A 26,004-nucleotide genomic window follows, 5' to 3' on the forward strand; every position below is an offset into this window, starting at 1 on the left:
CGCATCAACGACTTATCAGAAGGAGAAGTTCCGACATGGCAATGAACGCCAGCATCAAATGGACCGATGGTCGCCAGTTCCTCGCCGAATCCGGCAGCGGCCACAGCGTGGTCATGGACGGCAATCCGGACAACGGCGGTCGCAACACCGGCCCGCGTCCGATGGAAATGCTGTTGATGGGTCTGGGCGGCTGCACCAGCTTCGATGTCATCCAGATTCTGGAAAAGGCCCGCCAGCAGGTCACCGACTGTCACGCCGAACTGAGCGCCGAGCGCGCCGATAGCGTGCCGAGCGTGTTCACGAAGATTCACGTCAAGTTCGTGGTCACCGGTCGCAACCTCAAGGAATCCCAGGTCAAGCGTGCCGTCGAGCTGTCCGCCGAGAAGTACTGCAGCGCCTCCCTGATGCTGAGCGCCGGGGGTGTCGAGATCACTCACTCCTACGAAGTCATCGACATCGCGGCCTGATCACGCCTCGCCCTCCCGCCGCTCAAGGCCCCACCGACGGCGGGAGGGAGCGCACCACTGACGACGTCTCGCCAGGATCGGCGGGAATTGTCGCTGGCGTGTCAGCCCTGCCTGTGCATAATACGCCCCTCAAACCGGTCGTCTCACCGGTCGTCTCGTGGCAAAGATGGTACGCAATGCTCCCTGTGAGTCATGCTGCCAGCGCCCGGGACGGACCTTTCGAGATGCCCTCTTCGGCCCGATGCCTGCCTCAGCCCCATTGCAATGGCGCATCGGATGTCATACCACCCTCCCATTTCAAGGAGGCCTGGACGTGAGCGATCAACTCCGCCTTCACGGGTTCAACAACCTCACCAGTTCGTTGAGCTTCAATATCTACGACATCTGCTACGCGCAGACCGAAGAGCAGCGCACGGCGTATATCGATTATATCGATGAGCTCTACAATGCCGAGCGTCTTACCCAGATCCTCAAGGATGTCACCAACATCATCGGTGCCCACGTGCTGAACATCGCACGCCAGGACTATGAGCCGCATGGTGCCAGCGTGACCATCCTGATCGCCGAGCACGAGCTGGAAGAGCAGGACGTGTCCCAGACCGCGCCGGGCCCGGGCCCGCTGCCGGAAACGGTCGTCGGCCATCTGGACAAGTCTCACGTCACGGTGCACACCTATCCCGAGTCCCACCCGGACAACGGTATCAGCACCTTCCGTCTCGATATCGATGTCTCGACCTGTGGCATGATCAGCCCGCTGAAGGCGCTGAACTATCTGATCCACAGCTTCGATTCCGATATCGTGACCATGGACTACCGCGTGCGTGGCTTCACGCGCGACGTGGATGGCAAGAAGCTGTTCATCGATCACGACATCACCTCCATCCAGGATTACCTGGCGGAAGACACCAAGCGTGCCTACCAGATGGTCGATGTGAACGTGTATCAAGAGAACATGTTCCACACCAAGATGCTGCTCAAGGACTTCGAGCTGGACAACTACCTCTTCGGCACCTCGCGTCGCGAGCTGACCTTCGAGGAAGCCACCAACATCGAAGGCCGTCTGCGTCGTGAAATGCTCGAGATCTTCTACTCGCGCAACTTCGACTGATCATCATCTGCGTCATGCACGGCAGTCGCAGCGCCTGTGCCTGCTTGCCTGAGGCCTGATGACAGTCCGAAAAAAGCCCCTGACACCTCACGGTGTCAGGGGCTTTTTGTTGCCTGCCTGCCGGTTCAACGTTCGCCGGCGGGGCCCTCCCTGTCTGGCGGAGCGGCATCCCCCAGGCGCTGTTCCATCTCCTCATTCACCTGACGGTGCAGCGCCTCGCGGTGGCGTTCACGCTCAGCCAGCGGCTCGCCCCGCTCCTGCGCGACCTGATCCAGCCGTTCACGCAGCTCGCGCACTTCCGTCGTCAGCTCGCTGATCTGATGATAGAGCGCCCGCGTCATGTCGCGCTGGGCACGCGCCGCCCGGGCCTCCTGCTCGCTGTCATCCTCGATGAAGATCGAGCTGATATAGGCGGCGAAACTCCCGAACAGCCCCACGCCCCCGACCATCAGCAGCACCGCCACCACGCGACCGAGCGTCGTGATGGGATAGTAGTCACCATAGCCGACGGTGGTCACCGTCACCACCGCCCACCACAGCGCCTCCTCGGCGGTATTGATGGGGCTGTCGGGATTGGGTGTCTCCACCATCAGCATGGTCAGGGCGCCGAACACTACCAGCAGCACCGTGGCGGTGGCCGCCGAGGCGAAGACCCCCTCGGCCCGGTTGCGGAACAGCAGCTTCCAGATCATTTCCATCGACTTGATGGCGCGCAGCACCCGCAGCACCTGCACCACGCGAAACAGCCTCGCGCCCTGGAAGAGTCCCGCCGGAATACAGGCCAGCAGGTCGATCCAGCCCCACTTCATGTACTCGCGCTTGCTCTTGGCACTGGCGAAGCGCTTGCAGAAATCGATGAAGAAGAACAGGCAGACCACGTAATCCATGTATTCCAGCAGCCGCTGGACCTGGGGTGACAACACAAAGACAAGGTCCACCACCATGGCGCCGATCACATAGATCGACAGCACCAGGATGAACAGCTGAAAGGGCGTGACGCGTTCCTGCATCCGAAGACTCTCCGTGAATGGGGCTCTGGAAAGCCTACCCCATCCTCGTCGCCCTGACAGTGTGCAGCCACCGCTGGCGTGCACCCGGGCACTCATCTGTGCCGTGATTCATGCATCCTTGGGATCATGCGTGCGGTGGCTCATGCGTTTCTGGCTTCATGCGCCCGCGCTCATCAAGCCTTGTCGCGCGACTCCTCGTCACTCGGGGGCTGGAAGGTGGACTGCTCGCTGATGTCCTCCCCACTGATGCGATTCAAAAGCTTGCGCAACTTGTGACGCTGTCTACGTGATGACAGGCGATTGGAATCCCAGCGTTCCGGCACCAGCGCACATTCTCCATTGGCATCGTGCAGGCGGAAGGCACGCTCGACGCCGATCGGATGGTCCTCACTGCCATAGATGCCGATGATGCTCAGCGTCAGGCGCTGGAATTCCAGCTGCTCATTGCTGGGCCAGTGACCATCGAGCGAGATGCCATTGCGGCGCGCCATGCGCTCGATGACTTCAGAGAAAGTCCCGATATGCAGGAAGTCGCCCGAGCCCAGCGGCCCCTGACGCGTGGTATCGGAGATACGCCATTCACTGCTGCTGGAAGCCTCCTGCGCGGACTGCTCGCTGTCGCCGTCCTGCTGATTGTTACCCTGCTCGTCACCTTCCTGATAGTTGCGTTCGAACTCGGTGACATCCATCAGCAGGCTGCCATGACTGGTATCCAGCCTGGCGATGATGTGCTCGATGAAGATCGATTCGGCACTCATGTTGCTGACGATGCACAGACTGTCGATACCCTTGGACTTGCCGCGATTGATCAGCACTCGCGGGCGACGCTGGCGACGGAAGTTGTGATACAGCAGCTGCGCGTAGACCAGCCAGATGAAGAACGAGCCGATACTGGCAATCGCCGAGATGGTTTTCGAGTGATTCGCAATCCACTCCATCATGCTGACCTCCCCTGTCAACGTTGTCTGGTGCACCCTTTCTTGGGGACAGCGACAGGGGATTGCGAGCATTGATTTGGCGTTAAACCTCCTCGTGACTGACCTGAGCCTCGCCCAGCAGTGCCTGCCAGAGGGTAATGACCCGCTCACGGTGGGCGGCTATCACCGGGTGCTGCTCCAGCCGCATCAGGCTGCCTTGCTTCTCCAGCGCCAGGCGATGGCTGACATCGCGATAGGCCAGATAGGCCTCGCGCAGCTCACCGGCCTGCTCGCCCGGCAGCCGTCCGCAGGACTCGAGGGTTTCCAGCAGCCGCATGTTGTCGCTCCACTCGAGCAGAGCAGGCACCTGATGACTCAGCGCCAGCACGCAGTACTGGGCGAGAAACTCGATGTCGACGATGCCGCCGGCGTCCTGCTTGAGGTGGAACTGGCCGGCCTCGCGGTCCTTGGCGCTGCTGCCCAGGTGATCTCGCATCTTGTGGCGCATGGCGATCACCTCCTGGCGCAGCGTCTTCTCGTCCCGCTGCTGACCGAGCACCTCACGGCGCACCTCCTCAAAGGCCAGCGCCAGCGCCGGGTCTCCCGCTACGGCCCGCGCGCGCACCAGCGCCTGGTGCTCCCAGGTCCAGGCTTGCGTGAGCTGATAGTCCCGGAAGGCCGCCAGACTCGAGACCAGCAGCCCCGAATTGCCCGACGGGCGCAGGCGCATGTCGACCTCGTAGAGCGCACCGGCCGGCGTCACCGCCGTCAGCAGGTGGATGATACGCTGCCCCAGACGCGTGAAGAACAGTGGATTGTCCAGCGGCCGCGGGCCATCCGTCTGGCCCTTGCTGGCCGCATCATGCAGGAAGACGAGATCCAGGTCCGAGCCATAGCCCAGCTCGATGCCACCCAGCTTGCCGTAGCCGACGATCACGAAGCTGCCACTCAGGCTGTCGCCGGTGATTGGCTGGCCATCGCGCCCGATGGGGAAGCCATGCTTGCGGGTCAGGGTCTTCCACGCCATCGCCAGCACCTGTTCCAGCACCACCTCGGCGATGAAGGTCAGATAGTCGCTGACCTTCATCAGCGGGCGGGCACCGGCGATATCGGAGGCCGCCACGTGTAAAACCTGGGCATGGCGGAACACCCGCAAGGCCTCGAGCAGCGCCTCTTCATCATCTTCGGGAATGCGCGACAGCGCGGTGCGCAGCTCATCGGCGAGGCGCGTCTTGTCGGCGGGTGAGTACAGATTGTGCGGGTGCAGCAATTCATCGAGCAGCACCGGATAGCGCGCCAGCTGCTCGGCGATCCACGGGCTGGCCGTACACAGGCGCATCAACTGCGCCAGCGCATCCGGATTCTCGCGCAGCAGCGCCAGATAGGCCGTCCGCCGCAATACCGCCTCAATCAGCGGCAAGACGCGCTCCAGCACTCGGCTGGCATCGTGCTCGCCGGGCTTCTCGGGATCGCCCGCCGCCGAGCCCAGCGCCTGCAACAATGGCGGCATCAGTGCATCGAGGCGATCAAAGCCGATGCGCTGCATGCCCTGCACTGCACGTGACCGCCGCAGGCTGTCGAGACGCCGGAAACTCTCGGCCGCACTCTCAAAGCCGCTCTCGGCGAGCAGTGCCTCGCCCTCCTCGGCCGTCAGCTCGCCACGCCACAGTGCTCGCCACTCATCCAGCGCCTGCTGACCTTCGCCCTGCTCGGCCTCGTCGTCTTCCGGCGCGGCGATCACGTTGTCAAAGTGATGGCGGATGCGCGTGCGCACCTCTTCCAGACGCGCGGTGAGCGCCTCCCAGTCGGGCAGCTTCATGGCCAGCGCGAGACGCTCGCGGCCCAGCGGGTCCAGCGGCAATGTCTGGGTCTGGCGGTCGGCCTGGGCCTGCAGGGCGTGCTCAAGATCGCGCAGGAAGACGTAGTCCGGCACCAGCTCATCCACGACCGCCTGCGGCAGCAAGCCCAGGGCTGGCAGGCGCGCAAAGGCCTGCTTGAGCGAGGTGACCTGCAATTCCGACTCACGCCCGCCCCGAATCAGCTGGAAGGCCTGGGCGACGAACTCCACCTCGCGAATGCCGCCGGAGCCGAGCTTGATGTTGTCGGACAGCCCGCGCCGCTTGACCTCGCGATTGATCATCGCCTTCATCTCGCGCAGCGACTCGATGGCGCCGAAATCCAGATACTTGCGATAGACGAAGGGCCGCAGGTGCGCGATCAGGCGCTCGCCGGCAGCGACGCTGCCCGCCACCGGGCGCGCCTTGAGCATCGCGTAACGCTCCCATTCGCGGCCCTGATCCTGATAGTAGCTGGCCAGCATCGAGAAACTGCCGACCAGTGGCCCGCCGTCCCCCAGCGGACGCAGCCGCATGTCGACGCGAAACACGAAGCCATCGGCGGTCATCGCGTCCAGCGCGGCAATCAGCTTCTGGCCGAGACGCGTGAAATATTCCTGATGATCCAATGACTTGCGACCGCCCGATGTCTCGCCCTTGTCGGGGAAGGCGAAGATCAGGTCGATATCGGAGGAGAGGTTGAGCTCGCCGGCGCCCAGCTTGCCCATGCCGAGCACCACCAGCCGCTGCGGCTCGCCGAAGCGGTCCGGCGCGGGGCGGCCATAACGCGGCTCAAGCGAGGCTTCCAGCCAGCCAAGCGCGCCCTCGAGGGTGACTTCGGCGAGGTGCGAGACCGCCGCCGCGGTCTGCCACATGTCGGCGCCGTTGAGGTCGCGCCACACGATGCCCAGCATGCGCAGCTGGCGGAAGCGCCGCAGCACCTGCTGCATCGCCTTCTCGTCATCGGCGCTGGCGAGGCCGGCGGCGAGGCGCTCAGTGAGCAGGGCGACCGGCAAGGCGCGCTCCAGCTCGCCACTCTCGAGCAGCTCGGACAGCAATTCAGGGCGACGGCACAGCGTCTCCAGCGCGAAGTCGGACAGCGTGATCAGACGCCCCAGCTGGCTGCGCTGACGCTCATCGAGGGCCAGAAAGGTCGCCAGCGGAGAGCTGTCATCGCCACGCATCTCGCTGAGGTTCTCAGCCTGGGTCAGGCTCTCTTCGAGACGCTCCTGGGCGGCAAGCAGGGCGCTCTCGAGCGTGGCACGGCTGTCAGCCGACTGCTCGGTCAGCAGCGATGACGGCGCGAGGAAATCAGCGGGCAACAGTGGGCGGGACTGCGCGGGGGATGGCTGGGGCATGGTCGTCTCCTTCGATCCAGCCCTCAGCATAACGGAGGCCGCAGGCACATGACACGGCCTGCCCGCCGACCCCTTTCATTGATGTGGTCGTGGCTTGGTCGCTCAGCCGAACAGCTTGTCGTAGAGCAAGGTGCCCCAGGTCAGGCCAGCGAAGATCAGGCTGATCATGACCGCCGCCGAGCCCATGTCCTTGGCGCGCCCGGACAGTTCATGGAATTCCGGGCCGATGCGGTCAATCGCGGATTCCACCGCCGAGTTGAGCAGTTCGACCATCAGCACGATCAGCGTGGAGCCGACCAGCAGCAGCCACTCGACATGCGAGTCGCCGATCCACCAGGCAAACGGCAGCAGCAAGGCGCACAGCACGATCTCCTGGCGGAAGGCCTCTTCGTTGCTCCAGGCGGCCTTGAGGCCCTTGAGCGAGTAACGCGCGGAATGCTTGAGGTGGGTCAAGCCGGTATGCCGTGATTTCATCTTCGGGTCTCGTACAGAAGCAGCACGGAGGCTGCAAAGGCCGATCTTTCAATCGGACGACGTCTGCCAGCAACACGCCTCGGGAGAGCTCGCAGCACACCGGCCAGCGACAGCGCAGCGCTGCCTGCGCGAATTTCACGACCAAAGGCTACCCGAGACCTCATCGACGGGCGTGCTCTAATACCGCCAGGCGCTCGATGACGGCGGCGATGATAGCAAAGCACGCGCTGAAGCGGCATTGCCGATCCCGTCCTCCAACAACAACAAATCAACGCCGGGAACTGCCCATGCCTTCGCTATCACACGACACACGACAGACGCTCAGCCGCGGACTGGCGCGCAACTTCCTCGGCCAGTCGCCACGCTGGTACAAGCAGTTGATGTGCCTGTTTCTGATCACCAATCCGCTGCTGCTGTGGTTCAGCGGTCCGCAAGGTGGCGTGATCGTCGGCTGGCTGCTGCTGGGGGAATTCATCTTCACGCTGGCGATGGCGCTCAAGTGCTATCCCCTCCAGCCAGGCGGTCTGCTGGCGCTGGAGGCCGTCGTCATCGGCATGGCCTCGCCGGAGGCCATCATGCAGGAGATGGAGCGCAACCTGCCGGTGATCCTGCTGCTGATGTTCATGGTGGCCGGCATCTACTTCATGAAGCCGCTGCTGCTGTATGCCTTCACCAAGATCATCCTCGGCGTGCGCTCCAAGACCTGGCTGTCGCTGATGTTCTGTCTCTCCAGCGCCCTGCTGTCCGCCTTTCTCGACGCCTTGACGGTGACGGCGGTGATCATCGGCATCGCGGTGGGCTTCTACTCCGTCTACCACAAGGTGGCCTCGGGCAAGCATTTCGATACCCAGCATGACCATGCCAACGATGTCAGCGTCGAGGCCGTGCACAGTGAAGACCTCGAGGATTTCCGCGGCTTTCTGCGCTCGCTGCTGATGCATGGCGCGGTGGGAACCGCGCTGGGAGGCGTCAGCACCATGATCGGCGAGCCGCAGAATCTGGTGATCGCCAAGGCCGCCGAATGGGACTTCATCGACTTCTTCCTCGCCATGGCGCCGGTCACCGTGCCGACCTTCTTCGCCGGTCTCGCCCTGTGCGTGCTGCTGGAGCGTGGCCGCTGGTTCGGCTACGGCCAGCGCCTGCCCGCCAGCGTGCGACGCATTCTCGAGGATTATGATCATCATCAGGATTCACGGCGCACGCCGCGGGAACGCGCCGCGCTGATCGTGCAGGCCGTGGTAGCGGTACTGCTGGTCCTGGCGCTGGCACTGCACATGGCAGAGGTCGGGCTGATCGGGCTGGCGGTGATCATCCTGCTGACCGCCGGCAACGGCATCACCGATGAGCACCAGATCGGCCGCGCCTTCCAGGAATCGCTGCCCTTCACCTCGCTGCTGGTGGTGTTCTTCACCATCGTCGCGGTCATCCACGAGCAGCATCTGTTCCAGCCGTTCATTCAGTGGGTACTCAGTCTGCCCATCGAGGAGCAGGCCGGCGCGCTATTCCTGGCCAACGGGCTGCTCTCGGCCATCTCGGACAATGTCTTCGTGGCCACGGTGTACATCACCCAGGTCAAGAACGAGTTCGTGGCCGGCAATATCAGCCGCGAGCACTTCCATGCGCTGGCGGTCGCGGTGAACACCGGCACCAACCTGCCCAGCGTTGCGACCCCCAATGGCCAGGCAGCGTTCCTCTTTCTGCTCACCTCTGCCATCGCGCCACTGGTCAGGCTCTCCTACGGGCGCATGGTGTGGATGGCACTGCCCTACACGGTGCTGATGACGCTGGTCGGGCTGGCCACCGTGCGCAGCTTCATCTAGTCAGCGCCTCCTGTTCCTGGGGCCAGCCGCACCTCCGGCCGGCCCCGGTTGCGTCAGTCTCATCCCAATGTCGATATCGCGAGGCTTCCCCACAGCGTCGCTTGCAGGCACTGTGAGATGACGCGTCGCGATCAGACGCCGTGACACCTTCAAGCAGGAAGACCGCCAACACCCACGCCATCCACAAGGAGACAGCCATGTCCCGCGCACTGATGCTGCACGAAGAGACACCTCGCGCCCGAGTCGTCGACCTCTCCGATGACCAGCTACCTGACCTGCCTGTCACGGTGGCCATCGAGCGTTCCGGGCTCAACTACAAGGACGCGTTGGCCATCACCGGCCGTGGCAAGATCGTTCGCGAGCTGCCCTTCGTGCCGGGCATCGATTTCGCGGGACGCGTAGAGGCCTCCGACTCGCCGGACTATCAGCCGGGCGATGAGGTCCTCCTGACCGGCTGGGGCGTGGGCGAGCGCCATTGGGGCGGCCTGGCCGAGCGCATGCGCGTCAAGCCCGAGTGGCTGGTCAAGCGTCCTGCCAATCTGAGCGCCGAGCAGGCCATGGCCTTCGGCACCGCGGGCCTGACCGCCATGCTGTGCGTGATGCGTCTCGAGGAGGCCGGCCTGACACCCGAACAGGGCCCGGTGATCGTCACCGGCGCCACCGGCGGGGTCGGCAGCTGGGCCGTGCAGATGCTGGCCGGGCAAGGCTTCGAGGTTCACGCAGTCAGCGGCAAGGCCGAGCAGCGCGACTGGCTCGAGTCACTGGGCGCGAGCGAAGTCCACCTGCGCAGTGATTTCGAGGACAAGGGCCGTCCGCTGGAAAAGAGCCGCTGGGCAGGCGCCGTGGATACCGCCGGTGGCCAGGTGCTGGCCAATCTGCTGGCGCAGATGAATTACGATGGCAAGGTGGCGGCCGTGGGCCTCGCGGCGGGCGCCGACCTGCCCACCAGCGTGATGCCGTTCATCCTGCGCGGTGTCTCGTTGCTGGGCGTCGATAGCGTCATGATCAATGCCGAACGCCGTCAAAAGGTCTGGCAGCGTCTGGCCGACCTGCCGGACGAGATGCACACCCAGATGCAGCTCGAGACGGTCGGCCTGGAAGGCCTCGCCGAACGCGCCGAGGCGATGATCGACGGACGCGTCAGCGGTCGTGTGCTGCTCGACCCGACGCGCTGAAGACACTCGACGCACGACCCGCGACGGAAAATTTGCCCTCGCAGCGCCAAAAACGCTTCAAGTCCTTGATTGTTGCGGTGCAATAGCGATTTTGGCGTTAGCCAACGCCGTCACACAACGCTATGCTCTTGTTATCTCGTTGCGCCCTGTCGAGCGTCCCGAGTGCCCTCCCCTCAGCCATGCCGGGCGTGTGGAGGACCACCCCGCCTTCGGGCGGGGTTTTTTGTGTCTGTCACTCAGGCCATGAACACGAAAGCCCCGCCGATTGGCGGGGCTTTCGTGTTCATGCGCGCGATCAGGAACTCAGTTGCGCTCGATCATCGCGGTCAGGTCCTCGGCGACCGGATCCAGCACCTGCGGCCAGGACAGATAAGGCACCGCCGCCCGGCCGTTGACCATCACCGCGAAGGCGCCCCAGCGGCCACTTTGCGTGCGGAAGTATCCCGAGATGGCGCGCACCGGCACCGGGTTGTTGAGCGTGCCCGTCTTGACCATCACGTGATTGCGGAAGGTCTCGCTGCCACGGCGGATGAAGCGCATCGGGCCATTGACCGGTGCCTGCAGGCCCGCCACGAAGGTGGGGAACAGCGCCGGGCGGTGATACATGCTGTCGAGCAACGCCACCAGCCCACTGACGCTGGTGCGGTTCTGGGAGGTCAGGCCGCTGCCGGAATACATCGTCAGCGGGCCGTGACCGGGAATCGCGCTGGCGAAGGTCTCGAGCTTGGCGCCGCCCTGGCGCAAGGTGGCCTGACTGCCGCCGACCAGCGCCAGCGTCAGCTGGTCCGCCATGAAGTTGTTGGAGTAATTGAGCATGCGCGTCAGCAACTCCTGCATCGGCTTGCCCTCGACACTACCGAGCTGCGCGGCGCTGGAAGGCGGCGCCGTCGAGGTGATGTCCACCCCGCCGGTCACCGTGATCCCGGCGCGCGCCAGGATGTCGCGCATCAGCTCACCGGTGTACAGCGCAGGATTGGAGACGGCGCGGTAGATGCTGCGCGGCTGGCTGTCGGCGGCGATGGTACCGGTGACGACCAGCGTATCGCGACCGTTGCTGGTGGTGCGCCGGGCATTGATGGCGCTCTTGCCACCCGCGCCGACCGTGGTGACCTGGTTGTCGAAGATCTCGGTGGGCTGGGTGGTGTCGCAGCTGGCCAGTCGCGCCGGCGCCTGACTGCCCGCCCCCGGCATCACCTTCACGCACCAGCTGGCATAGTTGCTGGCCGCGGACGACAGCAGCGCATCATAGGCATTGCTGGAACGCCGCGAGGCATTGCAGCGATCGGTACTGATGCAGGGCACCGGCCCGAAACGCCACTGACTGATCAGCAGGCGCCCTTCGACGCGGCGGATGCCCCGAAAGCGCAGCTCCTCGGTCAGACGCCACAGCTCTTCACTGGTCAGCGCCGGGTCGCCGCTGCCCTCGAGCACCAGGTCACCGGTCAAGACGCCGCCGCTGATCGTGCCCGTGCTGCGCAGACGCGTGGAGAAACGATACTGCGGGCCGAAACGGTCCAGCGCCGCACCGGCGATATAGAGCTTGGACAGCGAAGCCGGCGTCAGTTGCTGGTCGGGATTGACCGAGGCCAGCGTCTCGCCGGTATCGAGCATGCGCGCCTGGGCACTGACGATGAAGCCCTTGTCAGTCAGTCGCGTCAGGTTGTCAAAGCCCGCCGCCTGCGCCGGGCCCGCCACGACAAGCGTCGCCCCGGCCGCCATGGCCAGTCGGCGCAGCGAGCGCGTGAAACGCAGCGACTTGCCCGCTGCTGCGGGGCGCGCCGTCTTCAGCAAGGGCAACAGGGGAGACAGTCGGGAGGGTCGCGCAGAGGTCGGTGCAGTGCGAAATAGGGGCATGAGGCATCCAGTGACGTCGTCGGTGAGCATCCATGTCACAGCCGGGAGGCGCCGTGATGCCCCTAGCTTAATGAGGACTGGCGCTGGAAAACAGATGCAGGACAGCGACACCGCCCACGATCATCGCCAACCCCAGGATGGCCGGCAGGTCCGGCATCTCGCGATAGACCACCGCACCGAACACGGTGACCAGCACGATGCCGAGCCCGGACCACACCGCATAGGTCACGCCCAGCGGCAGATCACGCAGTACCAGCGTCAGAAAATAGAAGGCGATGCCGTAGCCCACCACCACGATCACGCTGGGGCCGAGTCGCGAAAAGGACTCGGAGGCCTTGAGCGCGCTGGTCGCGATGACCTCCGCCAATATGGCCACTGCCAGGAAGACATAACTCATCGAATCACCTCGTATTGTGGGGGGCCAGCTGCTGCTCACGCGCGGCCTTGCGCGCCAGCAGACGACTCATCACGGCATCGAACAGCGGATTGAAGATCATGGCCCAGACCAGGAAGAAGGCAACGAAGCCCAGGTCCAGCAGCAATGCCTGCCACAGCCCCAGGTCGAGCCAGGCGGCCACGATGAAGACGGTCACCAGTACCAGGCCGAGCTCGAAGCCGAGTGCCTGAGCGATGCGCTGGCTCGCGCTGCGCTGGCGGGTCGGCACCCAGCGATCGAACATCCAGTTCCAGACCGTACTCCAGATCACCGCCAGTGTGGACATCACCACCGCCAGGCTGCCCATGCTCGCCAGGTCATGCCCCGTGACCAGCGCCGACAGCGGCGCCACGAGCAGGATACCGCCCAATTCCAGCAATCCTGCCTGGGCCAGACGTTCTTTCTTGGAACGCATGTCATACCTCCTCTCGATCACCGCGCGTGATGCCGGATGGGCTGAACGACGCGGATGGAGGAGGCATTCTAGAGAGATACAAGATGGTTTAAAGTTGGTATCCATCTATTATTCAGATAGATCAAGGCGCGAGGCGAGGCAATGAACTGGACACTGGAGCAACTGCAGACACTGCGCTGCGTGGCGGAGACGGGCTCGTTCTCGGCGGCAGCGCGGCGTCTGGGTCGCGCGCAGTCCGCGGTCAGCACCGCCATCGCCAATCTGGAGCTGGACCTGGGCTGCGAGCTGTTCGATCGCCGCCCTCGCACGCCGGTGCTGACGCCCGCAGGCGAGGCCATGCTGCATGAAGCCAACAGCGTGCTGATGCAGTGCCAGCGCCTGGAGGCACGCGCCCGCACCCTCAGCCAGGGGCTGGAAGCCAGCCTGACGCTGGCGATCGATGAGGCGCTGGTAGAAATGCCGCCGGTGATGGCGGTGCTGGAAAAGATGGCGGTGCAATACCCGACGCTGACGCTGAATCTGCTCAATGGCGCGCAGGATGAGGTGGCCCGCTGGGTGGAGCAGCACCAGGCCAATCTCGGCATCCTGTTCTATCAGCCGCTGGGTGTCATGGCGCTGGAGCGCGAGGCGCTGGGGCGACTGGAGCAGGTGCTGATCGTGGCACGCGATCACCCGCTGGCGCAGCTCGAGAGCCCGACCCACAGCGATCTGGCCGATCACCGCCAGCTGATGATCGGTCAACGCCAGCAACTGGAACCCGGTCACGAGGGGCCACGCTCACAGCGCTTCTGGCAGCTCAACAGCTTCTATGCGATGGCTGAGCTGACGACGCGCGGACTGGGCTGGGCGCAGGTTCCGCGCCATATCGCCCACTACCCGCCCTTTCAGCAGCGTCTGAAGATTCTAGACTTGAGCGCGCTGGGCGCCACCGCCGACATCGATATCGAACTGATCTCGCGCCGCGACAGCCCTCGTGGCCCCGCGGCCAGCTGGCTGCGCCAGTCACTGCGCGACACCTTCCACAACAGCCACGCCGCTATCGCCAACCAGAACCTGCCACCGGCGTGATTCGCGTCAGACCTGCAGCGGGTAGCGCTCGGGCGTGTGTTCAAGCTGGCATTCGAGTCGCCACAGCGCCTGGCCAGACTCGTGATACTTGCGCTCGAAGTGCGTCAGATAATCGCCCTGCGGCTCGAAGGCGTGCGCCGTCACCTCGACACCGGTGGCATGCCCGATGGCCTGGGCGAATTCCCGGGCGTAGATCTCCCAGTTGGTGCGCAGCTCAAGCTGACCGCCCAGCGCCATGATGATCGGAAACACCGGGTGGCCCTGCCAGCGCATCTTGAGATGGCGCGCCTTGGGATAAGGATTGGGGTACAGCAGGGTGTGATGCGCAGGTGCCCAGCCCGCTGCAAGCGCCAGGCGCCAGAAGTCGACGAGGTCCGCGCGCACCAGCAAGGCGTTGTCCGGCAGCTCGCCATGCTTGCGACTGAGGCGGTCTTCGCTGCGGTCCACGCCGATGACGGCATGGTCCGGATGCGCCAGTGCCAGCTGGCGAGTCGATCGCCCGACGCCGCAGCCACTGTCCAGCCACAGGGGCTTCGCCTGAGCCGACAACCACTGTTGCGCTTGCAGGAACGCTTCGCGGGTGTGCTCCGCCACGGGTTTGCGCAGCGGATGCGCCATCGCACGGCGCACGCGACGCTCGATATCCTCGTGGGGGCCGGTCTGGGGGGAATCGATCTGGCGGGAGTTGGCGTACATCAGCAGTTCCGATAGCAACGGGCAGGAAAATCACGCGCGGAGTCTAGCAGATGCGCCTGCATCGGGCTGCGCCATATGGCGCACAGCCCATCCGGGGCCGGCGGCGCAGGAAGGCCTGGGCACAAAAAAAGGCGCCTGCCTCGCGGCACGCGCCTACACCAACTCAAACAGCCACGACAGAATGGCAGCTTGTGATTCCAAAATCAAACAAACGTTTAATCACGATCATCCCGTGCCATGACGAGTACAAAAACAGGCCGCCGAGACTCGCACTGAGCGCAGAGATATCGCACAGTGTTCGCAGCAAGCGCTCGCTGGCGCGCCCGCGTAGAGGCGGGGGTGCATGACGCCTGTATTGAGGGGGTGTTATCATCCGCCCATCATTTGGACGAATATCCGCAGAGGTATCGCCCAGACCAACGACTCACAGTATTTTTACGAGGAAAGCGGCTTGTCACACTTACCGGTGATCGTCGGCATGGGCGGCGTCAATGCCGCCGGCAGAACTTCGGGCCATCAGGCGTTCCGACGCACGGTGCTCGACTCCCTGCCGGAGACAGACCGTCAAGAGACCCTGCTGGGTCTCGCGTCGCTCATGAACCTCGCCCGCTGCGATGATCAGGGCCAGTGGTTCGATGCCGAAGGCCAGCCCGCCGAGGCTCAGGCGCTTGCGGAGCGTCTGGCAGACCAGGTGCTGTCCCACACCCTGATTCGTCGCATTGAAGACGAGCGCTTCAACGCGACCGGCATTCCTGCCAATCGTCAGTCAAAGCTGACGCTGGGCCAGGACTTGACCTTCACGCTGCGCAGCCGCCAGCTGCCGGAACAGCCGCCCGCTGACTGGCAGATCCGCGAACTGGACAACCGTCATGTCGAAGTCACGGTACCGGCCGGCGAATTCGATGTCCTGCTGCCCGATCATCGTCAGGCGCTGGTGCGCGCCGCGGGCCAGCTGCCCAGCGGCTTCGCGCCGGAGCAGCTCTATCGCAGCGTGCATCACCCGCGCGGCCTGTCGATGACCATCTTCGGTGCCAGCGATTGCCTCGGCGACAGCGGCCTGGACTGGGATGCGCTGCGCGATAGCCTCGATCCGGACGATATTGCCGTCTACGCCGGCAATTCCATCGGCCAGATGGACGCCGAAGGCTGGGGCGGACTGATGAAGTCCTTCGTGGCCGGCGAGCGCGCCACCTCCAAGCAGATGCCGCTGGGCTATGCCCAGATGCCCGCCGACTTCCTCAATGCCTACGTGCTGGGCAATGTCGGCGGCGCCGGGGCGGCGATGGGCGCATGCGCAAGCTTCCTCTACAACCTGAAGCTGGGCCTGAACGACATCCGCAGCGGCCGTCGCCGTGTGGTGATGGTCGGCACCGCCGATGCGCCGATCACGCCGGAAGTCATCGAGGGCTTCCGCAGCATGGGCGCTCTGGCCGATGACGAGAGCCTCAAGGCCCTCGACGCGCTGGAAGTGCTTACCGACAGCGATTACCAGAAGGCCTGTCGCCCGTTCGCGCGCAACTGTGGTTTCACCATCGCGGAAGCGACCCAGTTCGTGATCCTGATGGCGGATGATCTGGCGCTGGACACCGGCGCTCGCATCATCGGCAGCGTGCCGGACGTGTTCGTCAATGCCGACGGCTGGAAGCGTTCCATCTCGGCGCCCGGCGTCGGCAACTACATCACCCTGAGCAAGGCGGTGGCGCTGGCGCGCGATATCGTCGGCGATGAAGGCGTGCGCCAGCGCAGCTTCGTCCACGCCCATGCCACCTCCACGCCGAAGAACCGCACCACCGAATCCCACGTGCTCAATGAAGTGGCTCGCGCCAACGACATCCAGGCCTGGCCTGTGGTGGCGGTAAAATCCTTCGTCGGCCACAGCCAGGGCAGTGCCGCGGGGGATCAGGCGGTATCGGCGCTCGGCAGCATGGCGACCGGCATCCTGCCGGGTATCCCGACGCTGGATGCCATCGCCGATGACGTGCATCACAGCCACCTCGACATCCGCCGCGAGGCGCGCAAGTTCATCGCAGACGTCGCCTTCATCAATGCTAAGGGCTTCGGTGGCAACAACGCCAGTGGCGTGGTGCTGTCGGCAGACGTCACGCTGAAGTTGCTGGCGGCGCGACATGGTGAGGCGGCACTGGCTGCCTGGCGTGAGCGCAGCGGTCTCTGCGAGCAGCGTCGCGCCGACTATCTGGACAAGGCACAGCGCGGCGAATTCACGCCGACCTATCGCTTCGGTGAAGGCGTGCTCGAAGGTCCGGAGCTGGAGATCACGGATCGCGAGATCCGTATCCCCGGCTATGCGAAGCCCGTCTCGCTCAAGGTCGACAACCCCTTCGGTTCGCTGTAAGACCGGCTCGTTGCAAGACCTGCTCGCTGCAAGACCGGCTCGCTACCCCTCCCGGGTTGCGCACTCGCTGACGAATCCCCTCCCGCGACTGGCAAGCCGCGCGAGGGGTTCTACACTCGGCGTACCGGCCTTCTGCGGCTCCTCATCCTTCGTCGTCCACTGCAGCCGGTCACCAGGCTGACCCGCTGCCGACAGAGCTCGAGTTCGTCATGCCCAAGAATATTGCCGTCTATCCCGGCACCTTCGACCCGATCACCAATGGCCATACCGACCTGATCGAGCGCGGCGCCCGCCTGTTCGACAAGGTGGTGGTCGCGGTGGCTTACAGCCCCAGCAAACGCCCCGCGCTGCCGCTGGAGATGCGCATCGATCTGGCACGCCGGATTCTGGCGCATCTCGACAATGTCGAGGTCATCGGTTTCAGCTGCCTGCTGACAGAGCTGCTTGAGCAGCAGAATGCGCGTATCATTCTGCGCGGCCTGCGTGCGGTCTCCGACTTCGAGTACGAACTGCAACTGGCCAACATGAACCGGGCCCAGGCACCGCACGTCGATAGCCTGTTCCTGACCCCGGAATTACAGAACTCCTACATTTCATCGACCATCGTGCGCGAGATATCGCGTCATGGCGGTGATGTGTCGCGTCTGGTGCATCCGCTGGTGGCCGAGACCCTCGCCCGGCATTTCTCCGCTACCGACGACGACACCGCCACAAGCTGAGGACAGCATCATGGCCCTGATCATCACTGATGAGTGCATCAACTGCGACGTCTGCGAGCCGGAATGTCCCAATGGGGCCATCTCGCCGGGGGAAGAGATCTACGTCATCGACCCGGACCTGTGCACCGAATGCGTCGGACACTTCGATGAGCCGCAATGTCAGCAGGTCTGCCCTGTCGACTGCATCCCGCTCGACCCGGCCAACAAGGAAAGCCAGGAAGAGCTGATGGACAAGTACCACATCATCACGGCCGCACTCGGCAACTGATTGCCGCCTGCTCCGGCAGCCGTCATGGCGATGACATGGCCTGTACTGCGCCACATCCGTCGTGACGGCTGCTGCTTTCTTATTGCCTGACACCTCCTGCCTTCTCCGCAAGCCCTCTCTATAAGCTCTTTCCGCAAGCCCTCTCCATAAGCCCTTTCCTCAAGCCCTTTCCTCAGGCTCGGCCCTGACTGACGCTTCAGCGCCAGACTCGCCAACGCGGCGCCTCTTGCTGCAAGACACACGGGTAACGTAACCGACTGGCAAAGGCGCCGACTGGCGACACACTTCGTTCGCGATCAAGACCTCCCGCTCTACCCGCCAGTGCCTGCTCCCGCCGTCCTCCCTGCTGGCCCCGCTGCTGACATGGCCAGACAGAATCGTGGCTCCCAACCTGCTCTCGGCCCCTGCCTAAACGGCTACGCAATCAATACCAAACGCTACTCTAGGTTATTTTCTGTTAGGATAATGTAAACAATCTATTCTATCCTGTAGTTACGCAGTCACCGGTCATCCCCTTTAACGCGCACGGATTGCCCATGTCCTCTCGCTCGCTCTCTACCGTTCTCAAGCGCCCCTTCCTGGGGACACGCACACAGCTGCCCAATGCCGGCACGGCGATGCTGCTTGTCATGCTGGCGATCATGGTGGTCTTGATCGTGGTGCCGCGTCCGCAGCTGTTCAGCTCGGTCGGACAGTACCTCGTCCCACATTCATTGCTGGAAATGGGCGCGATACTGGTCGCTCTGATGTCTGCCGTCTCCATCTTCCAGGGGCACCGTCGGACACTGCCGACCAGCTTTCTGGTCATGGGGTGCGCCTTCATGCTCTCCGCCTTCTTCGACATGGTGCACATCTTCAGCTACGACGGCATGCCCGACTTCGTCAGCGAAGCCTCCGTCAGCAAGGCCATCCATTTCTGGCTGGCAGGGCGGACCGCCTTCATCATCGCGCTGCTGGCCCCCTGCCTGCTGACAGCCCGCCCCGTACCGCGCCGCTATCTGCCCCTGGCCTTTGGCTTGACGCTCGCCATCGGGCTGGCGGTGAGCTGGATAGGCCTCTTTCATCTCGACTTCCTGCCAGAGACCTTCATCGTCGGCAGCGGCCTGACCGCCTGGAAGATCGGCTACGAGTGGGCCCTGGCGCTGAGCGCTGTGCTGGCCGCGGTACTTCTGCTCGGCGCGCGCCGACTGCCTGAAGGCACCAATGCCGGCTGGCTGGCGGTCGCGGCGCTGGCCACGGGGATTTCCGAGCTGTGCTTCACGCTCTATGCCACTGCCTTCGATGTCTTCAATCTGCTCGGCCATCTGTACAAGGTGGTGGCCTACGCGATGATCTATCACGCCATCTATTCATCGCGCATGGTCTACCCCTATCAGCAGCTGCAGAAGATGAGTGACGCCCTGGGCGAGGCCGAACAACGCTGGCAGTTCGCGCTGGAAGGCTCAGGCGCCGGCGTCTGGGACTGGAAGCAGGATACCGATCACGTCTTCTACTCTCCGCAGTGGAAAGCGACGCTCGGCTTCCAGGAACACGAGATCGGCAGCAGCTTCGATGAGTGGAAGTCACGCATCCATCCGGATGACATGCCGCGCACCCTCGACGACCTGAAACAGCACTTTGAAGGCCACAGCGCAGAATATCGCAACGAGCACCGCATGCTGACGCGCAACGGTGAATGGAAGTGGATTCTCGATCAGGGACGCGTGGTGGAGCGTGCCGAAGATGGCAGGCCCCTGCGCATGATCGGTACTCACAGCGATATCGACTGGATCAAGGAGCAGCAGCAACGCCTGATCAGCAGCCGTGCCCGTCTGCGCTCCATCTATCACTCCGCCCCGGTGGGCATCATCGTCGCCGACCGGGATGGCACCATCGCGGATGCCAACTCGGCCATGCATGCCCTGCTGGGCAAGAGTGATGCCGAGCTTTTCCAGCAATCGCTGTGGGGGCTGTTCTCACTGGATGAGATCAGTCGCATGAAACGTGCCTGGGGCCAGCTGCAGCGCGAAGGCGGCAGCTTCCAGGACGAATACCACATGCAGACTGATACGGGGCAGATGTTCTGGGCGGAAGTCACCCTCACGCCGCTGGAGGGCGAGGAGCGCACCCTGGTACTGATCAACAATATCGAGGACCGCCGCCGCGCCATCGAGTTGCTCGAGGAGAATGCGACCCTGTATCAGGAAGTCTTCAGCACCGGCAACGCCATCAAGCTGCTGATCGACCCGGAGCTTGCCGAGATCATCGATGCCAACCCGGTCGCCGCCGACTTCTATGGCTACAGCATCGGCGAGATGTGCGGCATGCCACTGGGCCGTATCAACGTGCTGGCCAGCCAGTCGCTCTCCAAGCGCATCCGTGCGGTCGTCAACCGTACCGACAACCACTTCGAGGCCAGCCATCAGCTTGCCAACGGTGAATTGCGTGATGTCGAGATCTTTACCGGCCCGGTGGACCTGAACGGCCGCACCCTGCTGTTCTCCATCGTTCACGACATCACCGATCGCAAGCGTGCCCAGCGCGACCTGCAGGCCGCCAACCTCAAGCTGTCGCGACTCTCCGAGAGCCGCAGCCAGATCCATCACCTCGCGGAATGCCTGCTGACCTGCTCCCAGCTCGATGAGATCATCACCCAGCTCAATGTTCGTCTGCCCAGCCTGTTTGCCGGCTGCGAAGGCAACGTGACCCTGCATGACCCGAATGACATCAATCAGACGATGCATATCAACTGGGGATCACCGCCCACCGACGCTCGTCACCTCAAACAGACGCTGACGGTCGGGGATGGCCAGGTGGGAGAGTTCGTGCTGTTGATCCCGCCGGAAGAGGACAGCCTGGAGCGCCTTCAGCCCCTGGCGGAAGATGTCAGCCACCTGGTGATGCTGGCACTGGCCGACCTGCAGCTGAAGCGGGGTCTGGCACATGAGGCGCGCAAGGACACGCTGACGCGCCTCTTCAATCGTCGTCACCTCGATGAGGTGCTGCCCCAGAAACTGGCCGAGGCCAGCATCGGCAACCCGCTGTCCCTGGTGGTGCTGGATCTCGACCACTTCAAGCAGGTCAACGATACCTACGGCCACGAGATGGGCGATCAGGTCCTCACGCGCCTGGCCAACCTGATACGTGAGTCGCTGCGCAGCTCCGATGAAGCCTGTCGCTACGGTGGCGAGGAGTTCGTGATCCTGATCCCCGGTGCCAGCGCAGCGGTGTCACGCGCACGTGTCGAGGCCATTCTCGAAGCCTTCCACGAAGAAGTCTTCGAGCATGAGACGCTGGGGCCGCTGACCGGCTTGAGCTTCTCCGCCGGGGTCGCCAACGCGCCGCATGACAGCCAGGCCACCGACGCACTGTTCAACATGGCCGACAACGCGCTCTACCAGGCGAAACGCGCCGGACGCAAACGCGTGCTGTGCTTCAACTCACTACCGCCCGCAGCCGATAGCCACGCCAGGCAACCCGCGCACTGACCGCCGCTCTCACCACCCTTCAGACACGACAACGCCGACCCTCGAGGTCGGCGTTGTCGTGTCTGGATCATCGAGTCATGGCTCGTCTCACGTTTGCCATATTCCTTCAGGTCTTACATTTCATCAGCACGACGGCTCAACTCACACCCGAGGCAGCGACGGAATGTCGCTTCCGCGGGCGTCTTGACCAACGTCTCTGCTGTAGCATCCAGATTCCCTCCGAGAGCCGCGAAGGGGGCAGACACCAGGAAGACTGCCGTGCCAGCGACTGTCGTCAACAACAACAGGGGGCGCCCTATCAATGCATCTGCCACCATGGCGCCGGCTCCCGGCCCTGACTGCTCCGGTTCACCAGGCAGGTCCAGCGCTTGAGCGGGCATGGCCATGGCAAGAGCCATCGCCCCACCCACCATGAGCCCCAACCATCCTTCTCGTCTTGTTTTCATTCCCCTCACTCCCTGTAGGCTGCATGGATGCGCTCGCGTCCCTATCGGTATGACGGCCTGTTGGCGCACTGCTCCACCCAAGTGTATCAGGTGAACTCATTCCAGCTGGAGATAGTGCATGCCAAGTGATCAACGTAGAGGGTGCGTCGCATCAAGGATACTGTGTCGAGAAACCTCATAATACAATATGACGATATATTAAATCTGTGGTGATATTATATAACTCGTACGGAACCATCATAATCAACAACGCACGCAAGGATATTGATCATGTTTGCAAGGATGCTGTTTACTGGCGCTATTCTCTTCTCTGCGGCACAGGCGCATGCCGCCAGCGACACCGCTCCTTCTGATAAATTCTATCTGGGCGGGGGTGCCGGGCAGGCTGTCTATCACAGTGACACTCTCGATGATATCGATGACTTCGAGGGCACCAATGTTGACGAAAAGGATGCCGCTTATACGCTGTTCGGCGGTTATCGATTCAACCCGAACTTCAGCATGGAAGTGGGCTACGTCAACCTGGGAGAGGCAACGGGCAAGATCAGCGGTGTTGGTCAGGTCGCGTCTTTTGAGATCGATGGTGTGTCGGCTGCACTGCTGGGTCGCTTGCCGATAGATGGTGGCTTGAGCGTGATCGGGCGCATCGGCGTAATCAAATGGGACTCTGAAGCCAAAGCATTTAACGAAAAGGAAAAGGATAACGGCACTGACCCTCTTTTCGGTGGCGGCCTTGAGTACAGCAATCAATCCCTTTTCGCCCGTGCTGAATACACACGTTATATGCTCGATGTGGATAGCGGCAGCTCCGATGAAGATGTCGACATCGATCTGTGGAGCCTGAGCGCTGGCATGTATTTCTAAAGAGCGACTCTAGTTTCTCTTACTAAACGTCAAGAATCATCGCCTGTATTGATGCCCTGCAGAGTTTCTGCGGGGCATCATCACATCCGGGGCTCTTACAGGGCATTGACGACTTCCTGCGCAAGGGTAGGCTTGTAGCTCTTGAATGGAGCGCCAATGACCGATTCCCCACGCCAAACTGACATCTCCTCGCCACTCCCTCCTCGCGCCGATCGCCATATGTGGCGCCTGGCCTGGCCCATCATCCTTTCCAACATTTCCGTGCCGTTGCTGGGGCTGGTGGATACCGCCGTGGTCGGGCATCTCGAGGATGCGGTGTATCTGGGCGCGGTCACACTGGGCGCGGTCCTCTTCAGCTTCCTGTACTGGGGTTTCGGGTTCCTGCGCATGGGCACGACCGGCATGACGGCACAGGCCCATGGCCGTGAAGACCACGATGGCCTGCGTACCTTGCTGGGCCAGGGCATCGGGCTGGCACTCGCCATCGGGCTGGTGTTGATCATCGCCGGCTCGCCGCTGATCACCCTGGGACTATCGCTGATGGAGGCCAGCGAGACCACGCGTGCCCTGGCCCATGACTACGCCAGCATCCGCCTGTGGTCGGCACCGGCAGTGCTGATCAACTACGTGATTCTGGGCTGGTTCCTGGGGCTGGGGAATTCGCGCGTCACACTCGGCATCCTCGTGCTGACCAATGGCGTCAACATCCTGCTCGATCTGGCCTTCGTGCCCGGGCTGGGCATGACCAGCGATGGCGTGGCGCTGGCCAGCGTGATCGCCGACTACTGTGCGCTGGCCACGGGCCTGTGGCTGGTCGCCCGCCAGCTCAGACGCATGCCGGGGCGCAGTGATCGCGCAGCGCTGCTGTCTCTCCCCGCCTGGGGCGCGCTGATCCGCGTCAATCAGCACCTGTTCGTGCGCACCCTTTGCCTGCTGGGCGCGACGGCCTATTTCACCTCGCAGGGTGCCAGCTTCGGCGATGACGTTCTGGCGGCCAATGCGGTGCTGCTGCAGTTCGTGATGATGACGTCCTATGCACTGGATGGCTTCGCCCAGGCGGCGGAGTCAGAGGTCGGGCGAGCCGTCGGCCAGAACGACTGGCAACGCTTCACGCGCAGCGTGGGGGCAGCAACCCGCTTCTCCTTGATCACCGCGACCGCGGCCAGCGGCCTGCTCTGGCTCTGCGGGCCGGCGTTGATCCATCTGCTGACCGACATTCCCGAAGTGCGCGCCCTGGCCACCGTCTATCTGCCCTGGATGGTCGCCATGCCCCTGGTCGCGGTGTGGAGCTACCTGCTGGACGGCATCTTCATCGGTGCCACGGCGACGCGTGAAATGCGCAATACGCTGGTGGTATCCCTGCTGGCCTTCATCGGCCTGTGGCCGCTACTCGAAGGCTTCGGCAATCATGGACTGTGGCTGGCCTTCCTGCTGTTCACCAGCGTGCGCTCTGCCGTACTCGGCGGCTACTACCTGCATCATCGCCGCCATCATTGGCGCTGATGCCATGCCCGCTGAAGCCTCCAGCAGGTTGATGCAGCGCTGAAAGGCTTGCCACTGGCATTGGCGTGCCACTCGACCATCGCGCGATATTCTCCTGATAGCGAATAGACTAATGTGAGCGTGCCAACCCGTATCCCATACCGACAAAAAGCCAACAGGGACTCTCACATGCTGCAATCGCTATCACGGCCAGCCGTCAAGCTGGTTGAGCGCTATCTGCCTGACCCCTATATCTTCGTCTTGTTGCTGACCGTCGTTGCAGCGGCAGCTGCCATGCTCATCGAACAGCGCTCCCCCACCGAGGTGATGCGCTATTGGGGCGATGGCTTCTGGAATCTGCTGACCTTCTCGATGCAGATGCTGCTGGTGTTGATCTCAGGCTTCATGCTCGCCAACACCCCGCCGGTGAAGAAAGGCCTGGCCAGCATCGCCTCGCTGGCCAGAACGCCCGGCAGCGCCATCATGCTGGTCACCTTCGTGTCGCTGATCGCCAGCTGGATCAACTGGGGCTTCGGGCTGGTCATCGGCGCACTGTTCGCCAAGCAGCTGGCCAGGATGATCAAGGTCGATTACCGCCTGCTGATCGCCAGTGCCTACTCCGGTTTCGTGATCTGGCATGCGGGCATCTCGGGCTCGATTCCGCTGACCATCGCCACCGCGGGACACTTCACCGAGGATAGCATCGGCATCGTGCCCACCTCGGACACCATCTTCGCCTTCTTCAATATCGCCATCGTCGCGGCGCTCTTGATCATCATGCCGCTGGTCAATCGCGCCATGATGCCCTTCGAGAAGGAAAGCGTGTACGTGGACCCGGCCCTGCTCGAGGAGAAGCACACCGAGATCAGCGACCAGCCTCGTCCCGCCGAGCGTCTCGAGAACTCGCCGATTCTCGCCTGGGTCGTCGGGCTATTCGGCCTCGCCTGGCTGGTGGATCACTTCGTGATTCGTGGCGGCGGACTGAACCTGAACGTGATCAACTTCAGCTTCCTGTTCCTGGCCATCGTGCTGCATGGCACGCCGCGCAAGCTGCTGGACAGTCTGAATGAAGCCATCAAGGGTGGCGCAGGCATCGTCATCCAGTTCCCCTTCTACGCCGGCATCATGGCGATCATGGTGCAGTCGGGACTGGCCGCCACGCTGTCCGAAGGCTTCGTGTCGATTGCCACCGCCGACAGCCTGCCGTTCTGGTCCTTCATCAGTGCCGGTATCGTCAATCTGTTCGTGCCCTCCGGTGGCGGTCAGTGGGCCGTGCAGGCACCGGTCATGATTCCCGCCGCGCAGGCATTGGGTGCCGACCTGTCACGCGTCGCCATGGCCGTCGCCTGGGGCGATGCCTGGACCAACATGCTGCAGCCCTTCTGGGCGTTGCCGGTGCTCGCCATCGCCGGCCTCAAGGCCAAGGACATCATGGGCTTCTGCCTGGTGCAGCTGCTGGTGACCGGCATCATCATCTCGCTGGGTCTGACGCTGCTCTGATACCCGCCTGACGGCGGCGCCAGCTAGCCTTTTCAGCCAGCGATTCAGATAGCCTGCCTGATAACCCCGCAAGCTCCTTGCCCCCACAGGCGACTGTGGGGGCAAGGTCGTTTCTAGATAGCTGATATGCCGCTCACGGGGTGCCAAGACGTCACGAATCCCGCAGACTAGCCATTATCCCCTCTCTGCGCGGCATGCCAGAGCCATTGCTTCACCTGAGAGCCCCTGACAGCTCCCACTCACCTGACAGGCCCGTGCCTGAAGGACGCCCC

20 protein-coding genes are annotated in these 26,004 nt (G+C 63.3%); 12 read left to right on the forward strand and 8 right to left on the reverse strand.

Annotation, left to right across the window (positions count from 1 at the left end):
* The first annotated feature begins 41 nt into the window (after window positions 1-41).
* Together QD356_RS15020 and speD are read left to right on the forward strand one after the other, a co-directional pair.
* Window positions 42-467 carry an OsmC family protein gene (locus QD356_RS15020; protein ID WP_054557233.1) on the forward strand — a complete coding sequence of 142 codons (426 nt, stop codon included), beginning with the start codon at window positions 42-44 and terminating at the stop codon, window positions 465-467.
* A gap of 313 nt (window positions 468-780) precedes the next feature.
* Window positions 781-1,575, forward strand: a complete 795-nt coding sequence (gene speD, locus QD356_RS15025) for an adenosylmethionine decarboxylase (RefSeq protein ID WP_043334620.1) — start codon at window positions 781-783, stop codon at window positions 1,573-1,575.
* Window positions 1,576-1,700: 125 nt separating this feature from the next.
* Here the strand turns inward: speD and QD356_RS15030 are convergent, their stop codons facing one another.
* The 4 genes from QD356_RS15030 to QD356_RS15045 all read right to left on the reverse strand — a co-directional run bounded on the left by QD356_RS15030 (window position 1,701) and on the right by QD356_RS15045 (window position 7,169).
* Window positions 1,701-2,585: an ion transporter gene (locus tag QD356_RS15030; RefSeq protein WP_192839135.1), complete on the reverse strand. Its 885-nt coding sequence runs from the start codon at window positions 2,583-2,585 to the stop codon at window positions 1,701-1,703.
* Between the two features lie 173 nt (window positions 2,586-2,758).
* Window positions 2,759-3,526 (reverse strand): hypothetical protein, encoded by a 768-nt coding sequence (locus tag QD356_RS15035; protein ID WP_192839136.1) that lies wholly within the window; start codon window positions 3,524-3,526, stop codon window positions 2,759-2,761.
* A 79-nt stretch (window positions 3,527-3,605) separates the two neighbouring features.
* Complete coding sequence (glnE, locus tag QD356_RS15040; protein ID WP_192839137.1) at window positions 3,606-6,695, reverse strand: bifunctional [glutamate--ammonia ligase]-adenylyl-L-tyrosine phosphorylase/[glutamate--ammonia-ligase] adenylyltransferase; 3,090 nt, start codon at window positions 6,693-6,695, stop codon at window positions 3,606-3,608.
* Window positions 6,696-6,797: 102 nt separating this feature from the next.
* Window positions 6,798-7,169, reverse strand: coding sequence for a diacylglycerol kinase (locus tag QD356_RS15045; RefSeq protein ID WP_043334615.1), 372 nt, complete (start codon window positions 7,167-7,169; stop codon window positions 6,798-6,800).
* 287 nt (window positions 7,170-7,456) lie between these two features.
* Between QD356_RS15045 and nhaB the strand changes: the two genes are divergently transcribed.
* On the forward strand, window positions 7,457-8,989 hold the full coding sequence (gene nhaB, locus QD356_RS15050) for a sodium/proton antiporter NhaB (RefSeq protein ID WP_043334613.1): 1,533 nt from the start codon (window positions 7,457-7,459) through the stop codon (window positions 8,987-8,989).
* 197 nt (window positions 8,990-9,186) lie between these two features.
* Complete coding sequence (locus tag QD356_RS15055; protein ID WP_192839138.1) at window positions 9,187-10,164, forward strand: MDR family oxidoreductase; 978 nt, start codon at window positions 9,187-9,189, stop codon at window positions 10,162-10,164.
* Between the two features lie 303 nt (window positions 10,165-10,467).
* On the opposite strand, the gene dacB is transcribed toward QD356_RS15055, so the two are convergent.
* The 3 genes from dacB to QD356_RS15070 all read right to left on the reverse strand — a co-directional run bounded on the left by dacB (window position 10,468) and on the right by QD356_RS15070 (window position 12,869).
* Window positions 10,468-12,018, reverse strand: coding sequence for a D-alanyl-D-alanine carboxypeptidase/D-alanyl-D-alanine-endopeptidase (dacB, locus tag QD356_RS15060; RefSeq protein ID WP_225996627.1), 1,551 nt, complete (start codon window positions 12,016-12,018; stop codon window positions 10,468-10,470).
* Between the two features lie 67 nt (window positions 12,019-12,085).
* A complete protein-coding gene (locus tag QD356_RS15065; protein WP_043334608.1) occupies window positions 12,086-12,415 on the reverse strand; it encodes a multidrug efflux SMR transporter in 330 nt (109 codons plus the stop codon).
* A gap of 4 nt (window positions 12,416-12,419) precedes the next feature.
* Window positions 12,420-12,869, reverse strand: coding sequence for a PACE efflux transporter (locus tag QD356_RS15070; protein ID WP_043334606.1), 450 nt, complete (start codon window positions 12,867-12,869; stop codon window positions 12,420-12,422).
* Between the two features lie 141 nt (window positions 12,870-13,010).
* Here QD356_RS15070 and QD356_RS15075 point away from each other — a divergent pair, with 141 nt between their 5' ends.
* A complete protein-coding gene (locus QD356_RS15075) occupies window positions 13,011-13,937 on the forward strand; it encodes a LysR family transcriptional regulator (protein WP_192839139.1) in 927 nt (308 codons plus the stop codon).
* A 6-nt stretch (window positions 13,938-13,943) separates the two neighbouring features.
* Here the strand turns inward: QD356_RS15075 and QD356_RS15080 are convergent, their stop codons facing one another.
* On the reverse strand, window positions 13,944-14,633 hold the full coding sequence (locus QD356_RS15080) for an SAM-dependent methyltransferase (protein WP_054557238.1): 690 nt from the start codon (window positions 14,631-14,633) through the stop codon (window positions 13,944-13,946).
* 478 nt (window positions 14,634-15,111) lie between these two features.
* Here QD356_RS15080 and QD356_RS15085 point away from each other — a divergent pair, with 478 nt between their 5' ends.
* The 7 genes from QD356_RS15085 to QD356_RS15115 all read left to right on the forward strand — a co-directional run bounded on the left by QD356_RS15085 (window position 15,112) and on the right by QD356_RS15115 (window position 25,732).
* Window positions 15,112-16,986 (forward strand): beta-ketoacyl synthase, encoded by a 1,875-nt coding sequence (locus tag QD356_RS15085; protein WP_192839193.1) that lies wholly within the window; start codon window positions 15,112-15,114, stop codon window positions 16,984-16,986.
* Between the two features lie 209 nt (window positions 16,987-17,195).
* Window positions 17,196-17,705 (forward strand): pantetheine-phosphate adenylyltransferase, encoded by a 510-nt coding sequence (gene coaD / locus QD356_RS15090; protein WP_043334599.1) that lies wholly within the window; start codon window positions 17,196-17,198, stop codon window positions 17,703-17,705.
* Between the two features lie 10 nt (window positions 17,706-17,715).
* Entirely contained in the window at window positions 17,716-17,973 is a 258-nt protein-coding gene (locus QD356_RS15095; protein ID WP_043334597.1) for a YfhL family 4Fe-4S dicluster ferredoxin, read from the forward strand.
* Between the two features lie 536 nt (window positions 17,974-18,509).
* A complete protein-coding gene (locus QD356_RS15100) occupies window positions 18,510-21,440 on the forward strand; it encodes an MASE3 domain-containing protein (RefSeq protein WP_192839140.1) in 2,931 nt (976 codons plus the stop codon).
* A 716-nt stretch (window positions 21,441-22,156) separates the two neighbouring features.
* A complete protein-coding gene (locus QD356_RS15105; protein ID WP_192839141.1) occupies window positions 22,157-22,750 on the forward strand; it encodes an outer membrane beta-barrel protein in 594 nt (197 codons plus the stop codon).
* A 219-nt stretch (window positions 22,751-22,969) separates the two neighbouring features.
* Window positions 22,970-24,253, forward strand: a complete 1,284-nt coding sequence (locus QD356_RS15110) for an MATE family efflux transporter (RefSeq protein WP_225996634.1) — start codon at window positions 22,970-22,972, stop codon at window positions 24,251-24,253.
* Between the two features lie 168 nt (window positions 24,254-24,421).
* Entirely contained in the window at window positions 24,422-25,732 is a 1,311-nt protein-coding gene (locus QD356_RS15115; protein WP_054556491.1) for a short-chain fatty acid transporter, read from the forward strand.
* Window positions 25,733-26,004 lie beyond the last annotated feature (272 nt).

The organism is Cobetia sp. 2AS (assembly GCF_029846355.1).
GTDB lineage: Bacteria > Pseudomonadota > Gammaproteobacteria > Pseudomonadales > Halomonadaceae > Cobetia > Cobetia amphilecti.

Bases quoted from the DNA above. Each gene is read 5' to 3' on its own strand.
- QD356_RS15105 (WP_192839141.1), top strand. From the start codon at position 22,157: ATGTTTGCAAGGATGCTGTTTACTGGCGCTATTCTCTTCTCTGCGGCA.
- QD356_RS15095 (WP_043334597.1), top strand. From the start codon at position 17,716: ATGGCCCTGATCATCACTGATGAGTGCATCAACTGCGACGTCTGCGAG.
- QD356_RS15075 (WP_192839139.1), top strand. From the start codon at position 13,011: ATGAACTGGACACTGGAGCAACTGCAGACACTGCGCTGCGTGGCGGAG.
- QD356_RS15030 (WP_192839135.1), bottom strand. From the start codon at position 2,585: ATGCAGGAACGCGTCACGCCCTTTCAGCTGTTCATCCTGGTGCTGTCG.
- nhaB (WP_043334613.1), top strand. From the start codon at position 7,457: ATGCCTTCGCTATCACACGACACACGACAGACGCTCAGCCGCGGACTG.
- QD356_RS15070 (WP_043334606.1), bottom strand. From the start codon at position 12,869: ATGCGTTCCAAGAAAGAACGTCTGGCCCAGGCAGGATTGCTGGAATTG.
- QD356_RS15080 (WP_054557238.1), bottom strand. From the start codon at position 14,633: ATGTACGCCAACTCCCGCCAGATCGATTCCCCCCAGACCGGCCCCCAC.
- QD356_RS15115 (WP_054556491.1), top strand. From the start codon at position 24,422: ATGCTGCAATCGCTATCACGGCCAGCCGTCAAGCTGGTTGAGCGCTAT.
- QD356_RS15065 (WP_043334608.1), bottom strand. From the start codon at position 12,415: ATGAGTTATGTCTTCCTGGCAGTGGCCATATTGGCGGAGGTCATCGCG.
- dacB (WP_225996627.1), bottom strand. From the start codon at position 12,018: ATGCCCCTATTTCGCACTGCACCGACCTCTGCGCGACCCTCCCGACTG.
- QD356_RS15085 (WP_192839193.1), top strand. From the start codon at position 15,112: ATGGGCGGCGTCAATGCCGCCGGCAGAACTTCGGGCCATCAGGCGTTC.
- coaD (WP_043334599.1), top strand. From the start codon at position 17,196: ATGCCCAAGAATATTGCCGTCTATCCCGGCACCTTCGACCCGATCACC.
- QD356_RS15045 (WP_043334615.1), bottom strand. From the start codon at position 7,169: ATGAAATCACGGCATACCGGCTTGACCCACCTCAAGCATTCCGCGCGT.
- QD356_RS15055 (WP_192839138.1), top strand. From the start codon at position 9,187: ATGTCCCGCGCACTGATGCTGCACGAAGAGACACCTCGCGCCCGAGTC.
- QD356_RS15020 (WP_054557233.1), top strand. From the start codon at position 42: ATGAACGCCAGCATCAAATGGACCGATGGTCGCCAGTTCCTCGCCGAA.
- QD356_RS15110 (WP_225996634.1), top strand. From the start codon at position 22,970: ATGTGGCGCCTGGCCTGGCCCATCATCCTTTCCAACATTTCCGTGCCG.
- QD356_RS15035 (WP_192839136.1), bottom strand. From the start codon at position 3,526: ATGATGGAGTGGATTGCGAATCACTCGAAAACCATCTCGGCGATTGCC.
- QD356_RS15100 (WP_192839140.1), top strand. From the start codon at position 18,510: ATGTCCTCTCGCTCGCTCTCTACCGTTCTCAAGCGCCCCTTCCTGGGG.
- glnE (WP_192839137.1), bottom strand. From the start codon at position 6,695: ATGCCCCAGCCATCCCCCGCGCAGTCCCGCCCACTGTTGCCCGCTGAT.